Origin of the sequence: Streptomyces sp. NPDC020362 (assembly GCF_040642095.1) — a bacterium.
In the GTDB taxonomy this organism is placed as follows: Bacteria; Actinomycetota; Actinomycetes; order Streptomycetales; family Streptomycetaceae; genus Streptomyces.
The window spans coordinates 1-13,056 of the sequence record NZ_JBFAET010000225.1 but is presented as its reverse complement, the minus strand read 5'-3'; the positions used below and the strand labels follow the sequence as shown (position 1 = coordinate 13,056).

The window sequence follows — 13,056 nt, the reverse complement described above, 5'->3', positions numbered from 1 at the left end:
GCCGAGGCGGCCATGGACGCGGGCGACATCTGGGCGGCCGAGTCCTTCCACGTACCGCCCGTCGGCAAGAGCGACCTGTACCGCAACGAGGCCTCCGACGCCGCCGTCACCGCCGTCCTGCTGGCCGTCGAGCGGTTCGCCGACGCCTCGTACAAGCCCCGACCGCAGACCGACGACGGCGTCCACGTCGTGTGGCGCGACGCCCACCGGCAGGAGCGGCGCCGGATCGACTGGGAGAACGACAGCACGGAGCGTGTACTGCGCGCCCTGCGCGGTGCCGATTCGCAACCGGGTGTTCTCGACGAACTCCTCGGCCGCGAGGTGTTCCTGCACGGCGGCCACCCCGAGGACCGGCTGCGCGGCCGCCCCGGTGCCCTGCTGGCGACCCGGGCCGGCGCAGTCTGCCGGGCCACCCGCGACGGCGCCGTGTGGATCCCGGAACTGCGCCCGCGCAAGAGCTCCGGCGACCCGGCACCCTTCCGGCGCCCCGCCGCCTCCGTACTCGCCGGGTTCTCCGGCCAGGACATCCCCGAGCTTGCGGAAGCCGACGTCCCGCTCGAACTGCCCGCGCACCGGCGCACCTGGACGGACATCCGCTACCGGCAGCGCGGCGACGCCGGTTTCCTCACCTTCTCCTTCCCCGGCGGGGCGATGAGCACCGACCAGTGCCGCAGGCTGCTCGCCGCCTACCGGTACGCGCTCGCCCGCCCCACCCCGGTCCTGGTACTCGGCTCCGACCGCGACTTCTTCTCCAACGGCATCCATCTGAACGTCATCGAGGCGGCCGCCGACCCGGCCATGGAGTCCTGGACCAACCTCAACGCCATGGACGACCTCGTCGAGGCGGTACTGCGCACCACCGACCGGCTGGTGGTGGCCGCGCTCGCCGGCAACGCGGCCGCCGGCGGCGCGATGCTCGCCCTCGCCGCCGACCAGGTCTGGTGCCGTACGGGAGCCGTCCTCAACCCGCACTACCGGCGGATGGGCCTGTACGGATCCGAGTTCTGGACGTACACGCTGCCGCGCCGCGCGGGCGCCGCCACCGCCCGCCGGCTGACGGAGGAGGCCCTGCCCCTCAGCGCCGCGTCGGCCGCGCGGATCGGGCTGGCGGACCGTCTGGTACCGGCGGCGCCGGGGGAGTTCACCGCTGAGGTCGAGAGGCTGGCCGCCGACCTCGCCGCCGCACCCGACCTGCGGCAACGGATCGCCGCCAAGGCCGCGGCCCGCCGCAGGGACGAGGGGGTACGACCGCTCGCGGACCACCGGAGTGCGGAACTCGCCCGGATGCACGCCGTCTTCTTCGACCCCGAGGCCCCGTACCACGCGCTGCGGTCGGCCTTCGTCCGCAAGAAGCCGGCCGGATCCACCCGGCCCCTGGCACCCGTCGCCGGGGCGGACCGTTGAGCGCCTCGGCCGCCCGGCTGCTCGTGGCGGGCGTCGGGAACATCTTCCTCGGGGACGACGCGTTCGGTCCCGAGGTGATCCGCGCCCTGGAGCGGCGCCCGCTGCCGCCCGGGGTGCGCGTGCGGGACTTCGGCATCCGCGGCCTGGACCTCGCCTACACCCTGCTCGACGGCTGTGCCACCGCCGTCCTGGTCGACGCGGCCCCGCGCGGACTGCACCCCGGCACCCTCACCCTGATCGAGGCGGAACCACCCGACGGCACGGTCGTGCCCGAGGCCCACGGCATGGACCCGGAGAAGGTGCTGGCCCTGGCCGCGCACCTGGGCGACGAGCCGCTGCCCCGGGTGCTCGTCCTGGCCTGCGAGCCCGGCGTCCTGCCGAGCGGCGACGAGGACATCCTGCCCGGGCTCAGCACGCCCGTGCGCGAGGCCGTCGACCGGGCCGTGGACGCACTGCACACGCTGATCCCCGTCCTGCTGGCGGATCCGGCGGCGCCGGCACCCCCGTTGGGCCGCCCGATGGAATCCGGGCCCCCGCACGCGGCTGCGCTGCCGGGGCTCGTGCCCGACGGAGCCGAAGATCGGTGAGACCCCGGGCCGCACGGGACGCGGCCGGGGCTCCGCTTCACGACTCCGAGGAGCTGCGCCCATGTGCCGGTCCGACGTCAAACAGGCCGTGCTGGCGAAGAACGACGATCTGGCCGCGCGCCTGCGCGACGACCTGACGCGGCGGGGCGTGGCGGTGGTCAACCTGCTGTCCAGCCCCGGCAGCGGCAAGACGGAACTCCTCGGCCGGGTCCTGGCCCAGGCAGTGGAACGGGGAGTTCCGGTCGCTGCCCTCACCGCCGATCTCGCGACCGAGAACGACGCCGTCCGGCTCGCCCGGTCGGGTGCGCCGGTCCAGCAGCTGCTCACCGACGGACTGTGCCATCTGGAGGCACGGCAGGTGCGCGGGCGGCTGGAGGGCTGGCTGCCGGCGGACACCGCGGTGCTCTTCGTGGAGAACGTCGGCAACCTCGTCTGCCCGGCGTCCTACGACCTCGGCGAGAACCTGCGGATCGTGCTGATGGCGGTGACCGAGGGCGAGGACAAGCCGCTGAAGTACCCCACCGCGTTCGGCTCCGCCCATCTGGTCGTCATCACCAAGACCGACCTGGCCGAGGCGGCCGGCTTCGACGAGGGCGCCTTCCGGGAGAACGTCCAGCGGGTCAACCCGGGGGTGGAGATCGTCCGGTCCTGCGCCCGCACCGGCGACGGGGTCGACACGCTCCTGGCCCACACGCTCGCCGCCCGGCACGGCGCCCCGCCGCACCGGCCCCCGCTCGCCCCGCACCCCCACGGCCACCACCACACCGCCTCCGCCCCCGTCGCGTGACCGCGCCCGTCACCGGACCGGTACGCCGCCGGCTCACCGTGCGCGGCACGGTGCAGGGGGTCGGGTTCCGGCCCTACGTCCACCGCCTGGCCGCCGACCTCGCGCTGGGCGGGTTCGTCAGCAACACCGCGAACGGCGTGCTCATCGAGGTCGAGGGCCCGGCGGAGGGCGTCGGACGCTTCTGCGACCTGCTGTCCGAGCAGCCCCCACCGCTCGCCTCGGTCACCGGCGTCGGCTGCGAGGACCTCCCCGCCACCGGGGGCGCCGACTCCTTCACCATCCGTCCCACCGAGGAGTCCGCCGGCCGGACCCAGCTCCCGCCCGACACCGCGACCTGTGCCGACTGCCTCAGCGAGCTGGCCGATCCCGGCGACCGCCGCCACCGCCACCCGTTCATCACCTGCACCCACTGCGGCCCCCGCTTCACCATCGCCACCGTGATGCCGTACGACCGCGTGGCCACGACCATGGCGGACTTCCCGATGTGCCCCGCCTGCGCCCGCGAGTACGGCGCCCCGCCCGACCGGCGCTTCCACGCGCAGCCCGTCGCCTGCCCCGACTGTGGCCCGCGGCTGAGCCTGGTCCCGGCCGACGGCTCCGGCGTGCGACCGGCCCGGGACGCGGACGCCCTGGCGACGGCACGGGCGCTGCTGACCGCGGGTCGGATCGTCGCGGTGAAGGGGGTCGGCGGCTACCACCTGGCCTGCGACGCCACCGACGCCCGGGCCGTGGCCACCCTGCGAACCCGCAAGGACCGCGGCGGCAAGGCCTTCGCCGTGATGTGCGCCGACCTCGCCACGGCGGAGCGCATCGCACTGCTCTCCGGCACCGAACGGGCCGTGCTCACCGGCGCCCGGCGCCCCATCGTCCTGCTGCGCAGACGCGCGCCCGCGGACGGCCTCCGCCTGGCCGACGAGGTCTGCCCCGGCAGCCCGCACGTGGGCGTGATGCTGCCCTACACCCCCGTCCACACCCTGCTGTTCGGGCTGCCGGGAGATCCTCCCGGCCCCCGGGTGCTGGTCATGACCAGCGGCAACCGCTCCGGCGAGCCCATCGTCACCGACGACACCGACGCCCTGACCCGGCTGGCCGGGATCGCCGACGCCTGGCTCGCCCACGACCGGCCCATCGCCTCCCCGTGCGACGACTCCCTGCTGCGGGTCCGTCCCGACGGCACCGAACAGGTGCTCCGCCGCTCCCGCGGATACGTGCCCCGCCCCCTGCGGCTGCCTCTCCCGGTGCGTCCCGCGCTCGCGGTCGGCGGCGACCTGAAGCACGCCCTGTGTCTCGGCGAGGGCGACCAGGCCTGGTTCGGGCCGCACATCGGAGACATGGGCGACCTCGCCACCCTCGAAGCCGCCGGGCGGGCCGAACACCACCTCACCCGCCTCACCGCAGTCACCCCCCGGCTGGTCGCCGCCGACCGGCACCCCGGCTACCACTCGACGGCCTGGGCGCGGCGACGGTCGTCCCGACTCGCCCTGGACCCACCGATCCTGGTCCAGCACCACCACGCGCACATCGCCTCGGCGATGGCCGAACACGGCCTCGACGGCACCACACCCGTGATCGGCGTGGCCTTCGACGGCACCGGGTACGGCGACGACGGGACCGTGTGGGGCGGCGAGGTACTCCTCGCCGACTACACCGGCTACCGGCGCTTCGCCCACCTGACCCCCGCCCCGCTGCCCGGCGGCGACGCCGGGGTGGCCAACCCCTGCCGGCTGGCGTTGGCCCGGCTGTGGGCGGAGGGCCTGGCGTGGGACCCGGACGTGCCGAGCGTCAGCGCGTGCTCCGAGTCCGAACTCACCGTACTGCGACAGCAGTTGGACCGGCAGGTGGCATGTGTTCCGACATCGAGCATGGGCCGTCTCTTCGACGCCGTGTCGTCTCTGGCCGGCGTGTGCCACCGCGCGGGGTACGAGGCGCAGGCCGCGCTGGAACTGGAGGCCGCGGCGACGCAGGCGTGGCACGCGGACGCCAGGGCGTACCGCTTCGGGCTGCGGACCCTCCCGCCACCGCGCGGGGGCCGGAGCAGCGGCCCCTCTCATCAACCGCTCGGCCGGCTGGGCCGGGCCGGCCGGTGGGAGATCGCACCCCCGCTGCAGGCCGTCCTGACCGACCTGCAGCGGGGCACCCCCGGGCCCGTGCTCGCGGCCCGCTTCCACCGGGGCGTGGCCCGGGCCGTCACCGAGATCTGCCGACGGGCCCGTGGAACGACCGGCCTGACCACAGTCGCCCTCACCGGAGGCGTCTTCGCCAACTGCCTGCTGGAGGAGGAGTGCGCAGCCCTGCTGCGCGGGGACGGGTTCACGGTCCTCAGGCACGGCGAAGTGCCCCCGAACGACGGCGGGCTCGCGCTCGGCCAGCTCATGGTCGCGGCAACGGCAATCAACCACGAGACGGAGTGACCCATGTGCTTGGCAGTGCCCGGCAAGGTCGTGGAGATCGACCACGGCGCCGACCCGCTCACCGGGCTGATCGACTTCGGTGGCGTGCGCAAACAGGCGTGTCTGGAGTACCTGCCCGATGTGCGGGTGGGGGAGTACGTCATCGTCCACGTCGGCTTCGCCCTGCAGCGCCTGGACGAGGAGTCGGCCCGGGCGTCCCTGGAGCTGTTCGAGCAACTCGGGCTGCTGGAGGAGGAGTTCGGCGACGCCTGGGCGCAGGCGGCCCGGCAGGAGAGCGGAAGTGAGGTCCTGTGAAGTACATCGACGAGTTCAACGACCCGGACCTGGCCCGCCGGCTGCTGGACGAGATCCGGGCCACGGTCACCCGGCCGTGGGCGCTGATGGAGGTCTGCGGCGGCCAGACCCACTCCATCATCCGTCACGGCATCGACCAACTCCTCCCGGAGGAGGTTGAGTTGATCCACGGCCCGGGCTGCCCGGTCTGTGTCACGCCCCTCGACGTCATCGACCAGGCGCTGGAGATCGCCGCCCGTCCCGACGTGATCTTCTGCTCCTTCGGCGACATGCTCCGGGTGCCCGGCTCCGACCGGGACCTGTTCCGGGTCAAGGGCGAGGGCGGTGACGTACGGGTGGTGTACTCGCCGCTGGACGCCCTCGACCTCGCCCGGAAGAACCCGGACCGCCAGGTCGTCTTCTTCGCCATCGGCTTCGAGACGACCGCCCCCGCCAACGCCATGGCGGTGCACCAGGCCCGCCGCCTCGGCCTGGACAACTTCAGCCTGCTCGTGTCCCACGTCCGGGTCCCCCCGGCGATCGAGGCCATCATGACGGCTCCCGCCTGCCGGGTGCAGGGCTTCCTCGCCGCCGGGCACGTGTGCAGCGTGATGGGCACCGCCGAGTACCCGGACCTTGCCGAGAAGCACCGGGTGCCGGTCGTCGTCACCGGCTTCGAACCGCTCGACATCCTCGAAGGGATCCGCCGCGCCGTCCACCAGCTGGAGCGCGGGGAGCACCGGGTGGAGAACGCCTACCCGCGGGCCGTGCGCGACCAGGGCAATCCGGCGGCCCTGCGCATGATCGAGGAGGTGTTCGAGATCACCGACCGCAACTGGCGCGGCATCGGCCGCATCCCGGCCAGCGGCTGGCGCCTGACCGACGCCTACCGCGCCCACGACGCCGAGCACCGGTTCGACGTCGCCGGCATCCGCACCGAGGAACCCGCCGAGTGCCGTGCCGGCGAGGTCCTGCAGGGCCTGATCAAACCCACCGAGTGCGCCGCGTTCGGCACGACCTGCACGCCCCGCACCCCGCTCGGCGCCACCATGGTCTCCAGCGAGGGTGCCTGCGCGGCCTACTACCTGTACCGCCGGATGACCGGCCCGGCACCGCAGGGATCCCGTATCCCGCGGGAGGAGATGAACCCCGTTGGCTGACCTCGCAACCGAAGCGGTCCTCGACCCTGCGAACTGGACCTGTCCCGCCCCCCTGCGCGACCAGCCGGTCGTGGTGATGGGCCACGGCGGGGGCGGCGCCCTGTCCGCCGAGCTGATCGAGCAGGTCTTCGCCCCGGCGTACGGCAATCCCACCCTGGCCGCCCTGACCGACTCCGCGGTCCTCGACCTGGGCGGCGCCCGGCTGGCGTTCTCCACCGACTCCTACGTGGTGCGGCCGCTGTTCTTCCCCGGCGGCAGCCTGGGCGACCTCGCGGTCAACGGCACCGTCAACGACCTCGCGATGAGCGGCGCCCGGCCCGCCTACCTCTCCGCGGCGTTCGTCCTGGAGGAGGGCGTGGAACTCGCCGTCGTCGAGCGGATCGCCCGCGCCATCGGGGCGGCCGCCCGGGCGGCGGACGTCACCGTCGCCACCGGCGACACCAAGGTGGTCGAGTCGGGCCACGGCGACGGCGTCTACGTCACCACCGCCGGCGTCGGCCTCGTCCCCGACGGAGTCGACATCCGCCCGCAGCGCGCCCGGCCGGGCGACGCCGTCATCGTCAGCGGCCCGATCGGCCTGCACGGCGTGGCGATCATGAGTGTGCGGGAGGGCCTGGAGTTCGGCATCGAGATCGCCTCCGACACCGCGCCGCTGGCCGGCCTGGTGGCGGACATGCTGGAGGTCACCCGGGACATCCACGTTCTGCGCGACCCCACACGGGGCGGGCTCGGCACCTCCCTCAACGAGATCGCCCGCGCCTCGGGCACCGGCGTACGGCTCCACGAGCGGGCCGTCCCGGTCCCGGACGAGGTCGTGAACGCCTGCGGCTTCCTCGGCCTGGACCCGCTGTACGTCGCCAACGAGGGCCGGCTCGTCGCCTTCGTGCCACGGCAGGAGGCCGAGGCGGTGCTGGCGGCCATGCGGGCCCACCCGCAGGGCCGCGGCGCGGTCCTCGTCGGGGAGTGCGTCGAGGAGCATCCGGGGATGGTGGTCGTCGCCACCGCTCTGGGCGGCACCCGGGTGGTGGACCTGCCGCTGGGGGAGCAGCTGCCGCGCATCTGCTGAGGGGATGCGGACAGCCCGACCGGGGCGCGGACAACGTGCGGCCCCGCCGGAGCCCTGGGCACCGGCGGGGCCGCAGCCGCTCAGGGCGCCGCTTCGACGCCCGTGATCTCCAGTTCCCGTCCGCTGCGCAGGTCCTGCGAGGGCCGGTCACAGCGCGGGCACCAGAAGAACGGCGGCATGCCGACCGCGAACTCCTCGGCACACCCACCGCACCACGCCCGCGCGGTCACCTGCTCGACGACGAGCCGGGCCGAGGCGAGGGCCGTACCGTCACGGGCCACCTCGAAGGCGAAGTGCAGCGCGTCCGGCACCACCCCCGCCAGCTCCCCGACCCGGACGGTCACCGACGAGACGCCGTCGGTGCCGTCCTCCCGGGCGATCTCCTCGGCGTGCTCCACGATCGCGGTCGCGATCGACAGTTCGTGCACGGCCGGCTCAGGGGTAGCGGCGGTTCGCGCGCAGACCACCGGTCATCCGGACGATCCGCAACTCGCGCACCACACTGGGCAGTTCCTTCACGAGCAGGGCCAACGCCAGGCCGCCCACCAGGAGGGCCTGTGCGATCAGCACCTGACGCCCGGAAACGGCCGATCTGGCCGTCCGTGACCTTTCGCAGCGCTTCATCACGCTCACTCCCTGCTCTCTCATCCGGGCGAGATGTTCGGCATTTCCTCGATCAGCGCGTCGTGCCTCTTCGAGTCGATCCCCGTGGAGCGGCGCGCGTCGGAGGTGCCGTCGACGTGGTGTCCGCTCTGACTCTCGTAGGGGCCCCTGTTGCCCTGGTGCAGGCCGCGCACATGGCTGGGCGTGTCGGGCTTCGCCTGGGGGCGTCCCACTCTGATGCTGCCCATGGTCGTCTCCTTTCTGGGCTTCACGATCGCTCGGTGAGCTCCGCGAAGAACCGCTCGACGGCCGGCCAGACCCGGCCGCCACCGGACAGGCCCCGCCACTCGCGGCGGACGAGGGCGACCATCCGGAAACAGTCGTCGATGGGCACGATCCAGTGCTCGTTCTGGCCCCGCACGGTGTTCACCAGCAGCGCCTCCACGTCGGGTGCCATGGATGCGAGCTGCGGAAACACGACGGTCAGCCGCTGCCAGGCCGCCGCGTCCACCTCCCAGCGCATGGCCCCCGCCGGGCTCGGCCCCTGTGCGGTGACCGTGCCGTCGCTGCACGGCACGAAGAACACCAGGCCCACCGGTACGCCCAGCTGCGCCGTGTCGACCGGCGGCAGCCGCAGCCGGCGCCGGGGCACCAGCCTCCGGCGTCCCTCGCCCGCCCCGTCCTCGGCGAACAGGACCGAGCAGGGGTGGCAGACGCACTGCACCTGCCCCGCCTCCGTGTCGTACAGGTGGGGGTGCCCGTCGGCCACCGGGGCGGCGCACAGGTCGCACGTCTCGGGCCCCGCGGTCGCGGTCCGGTCCGCCGCCGAGCGGATGACACGGGCCAGTGCCCCGTCCACGGTCACCGCGCTCCCTGCGGCTGCGGCTGCGGCGCGGGCCGGCGCGTCAGCGTGGCCAGGGGGACGAAGGCCGGGGCCGCGCGCCGCTCGGCGGCGACCTGCTCCACGCCCGTCAGCTCCGGGGCGGCGGCCAGCACCGCCGCGCGCACGGCCTCCGTGATGTCGGCCGACCCGCCGCCGCACCCGGAACCGCACCCGCCGCCGCTGGTCACCCGCACCCGGGCCACCCGCCCTTCGACACCGGCCCACTCCAGGTCGCCGCCGCGTTCGCGCACCGCGGGCCGCAGCCGTTCGACCGCGCGGGCGGCACGGCTCTCGACGGGCTCGGGATGCAGGGCGTGCAGGACCAGCAGGTGCCCCAGCAGCTCGTCGTCGGCCAGGCGCTCGCGCAGTGCGTCGTCCGCGCGGTCCAGAACCCGGGCGAGCGCCTCGCCGTAGACCTCGGTCAGCAGGCTCACCGGCTCCAGCGCCTCGCGGGCGGCCGGGCCGGGCGTGGACTCCAGCCCGGCCAGCACCTCGTCGAGCCGCGCGAGCCGTGCCTCCACCTCCGGGTCCGGGAGCCGTACGGCCGGGTCAGCCATGGTTGGCTCCGTACGTCGGCGAGTGGACGGTCGACAGGGTCTTGCCCTTGCCCATGTACATGTGCACCCCGCACGGCAGACACGGGTCGAAGCTTCGGACGGTGCGCATGATGTCGACGCCCTTGAAGTCGTCGGGCCCGTTCTCCTCGAAGATCGGCTGGCCCTGGACGGCGTCCTCGTACGGCCCCGGGGTGCCGTAGATGTCGCGCGGGCTGGCGTTCCACGGGGTGGGCGGGTACGGGTGGTAGTTGGCGATCTTCTTGTCCCTGATCACCAGGTGGTGGGAGAGGACACCGCGCACCGCCTCGTGGAAGCCGCAGCCGATCGCCTCGTCGGGCACCTCGAAGTTCTCGTACACCTTGGTGTCGCCGTCGCGGAGCATGCCCATCGACTCCTCCAGGAACTGCAGGGCCATGGCGGCGGCGTAGGCGACGAAGTACGGCCGGGCCCGGTCCCTCTCGAGGGTGTTGCTCCACTTCGGGATCTTCCACTCCAGCGTGGTCTCGGGCAGCGACTCGCCCTTGGGCAGCGAGATGCGCACGCTGTGGCCGGTGGCCTTGATGTACGGGGTGTCGACGATGCCGCTCAGCGCGGTGGTCCACAGCCGGGCCAGGGGCCCGCCGCCGGTGTCGAGGGCGAGGTGCTCGCCGGTCTCCGGGTGGTGCCAGCGCGGGCTCATCACCCAGCTGTAGTTGCCGTCGAAGTCGCGCTTCTGCGGCACCGGAACGGTGGTCTGGTTCCACGGGTGGCGCATGTCGACGGGGTTGCCGAGCGGGTCGTGGGTGACGAAGGGCTGCTCGTTGACCCAGTCCTCGTAGAAGGAGCTGCCGAGCATGATCCTCAGGCCGAGGTTGATGTCGACCAGGTTGTTGGTGACCAGCTTGCCGTCCACGACGATGCCGGGGGTGACGTACATCGCCTTGCCCCACTGGTTCATGGTCGCGTAGCGGTAGTCGACGACGTCCGGGTTCTGCCAGGCGCCCCAGCAGCCCAGCAGGATGCGGCGCTTGCCGACCTCCTCGTAGCCGGGCAGTGCCTCGTAGAAGAAGTCGAACACGTCGTCGTTCATCGCCACCGCCTTCTTCACGAAGTCGACGACGTGCATGAGCCGGCTCAGGTAGTCGGTGAAGGTGTTCGGCTGCGGCATCGTGCCGACCCCGCCCGGGTACAGCGTCGACGGGTGGACGTGGCGCCCCTCCATCAGGCAGAACATCTCCCGGGTGACCCGGCTGACCTTGAGCGCCTCCTTGTAGACCTCGCCCTCGAAGGGGTTGAACGCCTTCATGATGTCGGCGATGGTCCGGTAGCCGTGGATGTTCCCGTGCGGCGCGTCCGTGCGCTCGGCGCGGGCCAGCAGCCCGGGGTTGGTGGCCTTGACCATCGCCTCGCAGAAGTCCACGAAGACCAGGTTGTCCTGGAAGATGGTGTGGTCGAACATGTACTCGGCCGCTTCGCCGAGGTTGGTGATGTGCTCGGCCAGCTTCGGCGGCTTGACGCCGTAGGCCATCTGCTGGGCGTAGTTGGAGCACGTGGTGTGGTTGTCGCCGCAGATGCCGCAGATGCGCGAGGTGATGAACCCGGCGTCGCGCGGGTCCTTGCCCTTCATGAACACCGAGTAGCCGCGGAACAGCGACGAGGTGCTGTGGCACTCCACGACTTCCCGGTTCGCGAAGTCGATCTTCGTGTAGATGCCCAGGTTGCCGATGATCCGGGTGATCGGATCCCAGGACATGTCCACGATCTGTGCGGGCTTGCGCCCTTTGGTGCGGGACTCGGTGGTCGTCATCTGCGGTACTGCCCCTCGCTGTTCGGGTTCGGCGGTCGGGTGGCGGGATGCTGGACGGACGGCGTCACGCGCGCCAGTGCGGGTCGTAGCCGCTGGTCAGCTTGCGCTTGTTGTGGCGCCACTTGGGCTCGTGGTTCACCACGTCGTTGGTCAGGCCGCGCAGGCGGCGGATGATGGCCCCGTACGGCTTGACGGCGAGGGTCGACAGCGTCGCCCCGGGGGGTTCGTCCATGAACGGCATGAACGCGTCGGGGAATCCCGGCATCGTGCAGCCGATGCAGATGCCGCCGACGTTCGGGCACCCGCCGATGCCGGCCATCCAGCCGCGCTTGGGCACGTTGCAGTTGACGACCGGGCCCCAACAGCCCGTCTTCACCAGGCACTTGGGCGAGTTGTAGTCCTTGCCGAAGTCGGCCTGCTCGTAGTACGCGGCCCGGTCGCAGCCCTCGTGCACGGTCTTCCCGAACAGCCACTGCGGCCGCAGCATGTGGTCCAGCGGCGGCGGGGGAGCACTGCCGGCCGCGTGCTGGAGCACCCAGATCAGGGTCTCCATGAAGTTCTCCGGCTGGATGGGACAGCCGGGCACGTTGACCACAGGGAGACCGGCCTCGGACCTGAACTCCCAGCCCAGGTAGTCGGCGAGGCCCATGCAGCCCGTGGGGTTGCCGGCCATCGCGTGGATGCCGCCGAACGTGGCGCAGGTGCCGGCCGCGACCACCGCCCAGGCCTTCGGGGCGAGTTGGTCGATCCACCAGTTCAGGGGCTGCGGCTCACCGGTCTCGGGGTCGTTGCCGAACGACGTCCAGTAGCCGTCGCCCTCGATGATCTTCTGGTTCGGGATCGAACCCTCGATGACGAGGATGAACGGGCTCAGGTCGCCGCGGGCCGCAGCCCGGTACGGGGCGAGGAAGTCCTCGCCGCCCAGGCTCGGCGAGAGCACCTTGTTGACCAGGTTGACCTTCGGCAGGCCCGGGATGAGGCCGAGCACCACGTCCTCGATGGACGGCTGGTCGGCGGCCGTCAGGGAGACGGTGTCGCCGTCGCAGCTCATCCCCTCCGAGATCCAGAGGATGGTGATCTCGTCGATTCCCTTCGGCTCCCCGGACCGGCCGGGCTCGCCGCGGACTTCGGTGGTACCGCTCTGGGTCGTCATGTCGTCGGCCTTTGCTGCAGTCGGTCGCGGAGTCGGTCGTCGGCGTGCGCCGGCAGATCAGGGGCGTCCATCGAACCGTCCCTCCTCCGGCCGGTCGGCCGGACGCTGGGGCCGCGGGGAATGCGGCCGGGGTGGGTGGCTGGGGCCCGCCGGACTCGGTGCGTCCGTCTGGTCGAGCGGTTCGAGCTCGTCGGGCCGGAAGTAGTGGAAACGGCCGTACCAGCCGTGCAGTTCGGCGGCGGGATCGTCGTCGACGGTCACCGCGAGGTGCACGCTGCCGTCCACGTCGTGGAAGACCGCCGCGACCTCGGCGGTGCGGCCGGCCAGGAACATGTCCTGGGCGTCCGCGCCCCGGCCGCGCGGCCTGAGCCGCACCCGGCTGCCGC

Annotated in this window: 14 protein-coding genes and 1 pseudogene; 7 read left to right on the top strand and 8 right to left on the bottom strand. The window is 72.8% G+C overall.

Features of this window, described 5'->3' with window-relative positions:
- The 7 genes from AB0H32_RS41495 to hypE all read left to right on the top strand — a co-directional run.
- On the top strand, positions 1-1,404 hold a 1,404-nt coding region (locus AB0H32_RS41495), incomplete at its 5' end, for an enoyl-CoA hydratase-related protein (RefSeq protein ID WP_361132592.1).
- A complete protein-coding gene (locus AB0H32_RS41490) occupies positions 1,401-1,991 on the top strand; it encodes a hydrogenase maturation protease (RefSeq protein ID WP_361132590.1) in 591 nt (196 codons plus the stop codon). The genes AB0H32_RS41495 and AB0H32_RS41490, both read left to right, overlap by 4 nt.
- Positions 1,992-2,052: 61 nt before the next feature.
- Complete coding sequence (hypB, locus tag AB0H32_RS41485) at positions 2,053-2,778, top strand: hydrogenase nickel incorporation protein HypB (protein ID WP_361132587.1); 726 nt, start codon at positions 2,053-2,055, stop codon at positions 2,776-2,778.
- Positions 2,775-5,189, top strand: coding sequence for a carbamoyltransferase HypF (gene hypF / locus AB0H32_RS41480; RefSeq protein ID WP_361132584.1), 2,415 nt, complete (start codon positions 2,775-2,777; stop codon positions 5,187-5,189). Before hypB ends, hypF begins: the two co-directional genes overlap by 4 nt.
- A 3-nt stretch (positions 5,190-5,192) precedes the next feature.
- Complete coding sequence (locus tag AB0H32_RS41475; RefSeq protein ID WP_361132581.1) at positions 5,193-5,483, top strand: HypC/HybG/HupF family hydrogenase formation chaperone; 291 nt, start codon at positions 5,193-5,195, stop codon at positions 5,481-5,483.
- Entirely contained in the window at positions 5,480-6,622 is a 1,143-nt protein-coding gene (gene hypD, locus AB0H32_RS41470; RefSeq protein ID WP_361132578.1) for a hydrogenase formation protein HypD, read from the top strand. The genes AB0H32_RS41475 and hypD overlap by 4 nt, the downstream gene beginning before the upstream one ends.
- The gene (gene hypE, locus AB0H32_RS41465; RefSeq protein WP_361132575.1) at positions 6,615-7,688 is read left to right on the top strand and encodes a hydrogenase expression/formation protein HypE; all 1,074 of its coding nucleotides are present in this window, start codon (positions 6,615-6,617) and stop codon (positions 7,686-7,688) included. Before hypD ends, hypE begins: the two co-directional genes overlap by 8 nt.
- A gap of 80 nt (positions 7,689-7,768) precedes the next feature.
- On the opposite strand, the gene hypA is transcribed toward hypE, so the two are convergent.
- The 8 genes and pseudogenes from hypA to AB0H32_RS41425 all read right to left on the bottom strand — a co-directional run.
- Positions 7,769-8,116, bottom strand: a complete 348-nt coding sequence (gene hypA, locus AB0H32_RS41460; RefSeq protein WP_361132572.1) for a hydrogenase maturation nickel metallochaperone HypA — start codon at positions 8,114-8,116, stop codon at positions 7,769-7,771.
- Positions 8,117-8,123: 7 nt separating this feature from the next.
- Positions 8,124-8,312 carry a hypothetical protein gene (locus AB0H32_RS41455; RefSeq protein ID WP_361132569.1) on the bottom strand — a complete coding sequence of 63 codons (189 nt, stop codon included), beginning with the start codon at positions 8,310-8,312 and terminating at the stop codon, positions 8,124-8,126.
- A gap of 20 nt (positions 8,313-8,332) precedes the next feature.
- Complete coding sequence (locus tag AB0H32_RS41450; protein WP_361132566.1) at positions 8,333-8,539, bottom strand: hypothetical protein; 207 nt, start codon at positions 8,537-8,539, stop codon at positions 8,333-8,335.
- 20 nt (positions 8,540-8,559) lie between these two features.
- Positions 8,560-9,156: a DUF5947 family protein gene (locus AB0H32_RS41445; protein WP_361132563.1), complete on the bottom strand. Its 597-nt coding sequence runs from the start codon at positions 9,154-9,156 to the stop codon at positions 8,560-8,562.
- Positions 9,153-9,731 carry a NifU family protein gene (locus AB0H32_RS41440; protein ID WP_361132560.1) on the bottom strand — a complete coding sequence of 193 codons (579 nt, stop codon included), beginning with the start codon at positions 9,729-9,731 and terminating at the stop codon, positions 9,153-9,155. The genes AB0H32_RS41445 and AB0H32_RS41440 overlap by 4 nt, the downstream gene beginning before the upstream one ends.
- A complete protein-coding gene (locus tag AB0H32_RS41435; RefSeq protein ID WP_361132558.1) occupies positions 9,724-11,517 on the bottom strand; it encodes a nickel-dependent hydrogenase large subunit in 1,794 nt (597 codons plus the stop codon). The genes AB0H32_RS41440 and AB0H32_RS41435 overlap by 8 nt, the downstream gene beginning before the upstream one ends.
- Before the next feature lie 64 nt (positions 11,518-11,581).
- Positions 11,582-12,670 carry a hydrogenase expression protein HypE gene (locus tag AB0H32_RS41430; protein ID WP_361132555.1) on the bottom strand — a complete coding sequence of 363 codons (1,089 nt, stop codon included), beginning with the start codon at positions 12,668-12,670 and terminating at the stop codon, positions 11,582-11,584.
- A 57-nt stretch (positions 12,671-12,727) separates the two neighbouring features.
- Positions 12,728-13,056: pseudogene (locus tag AB0H32_RS41425) on the bottom strand (hypothetical protein); the annotation flags it as partial.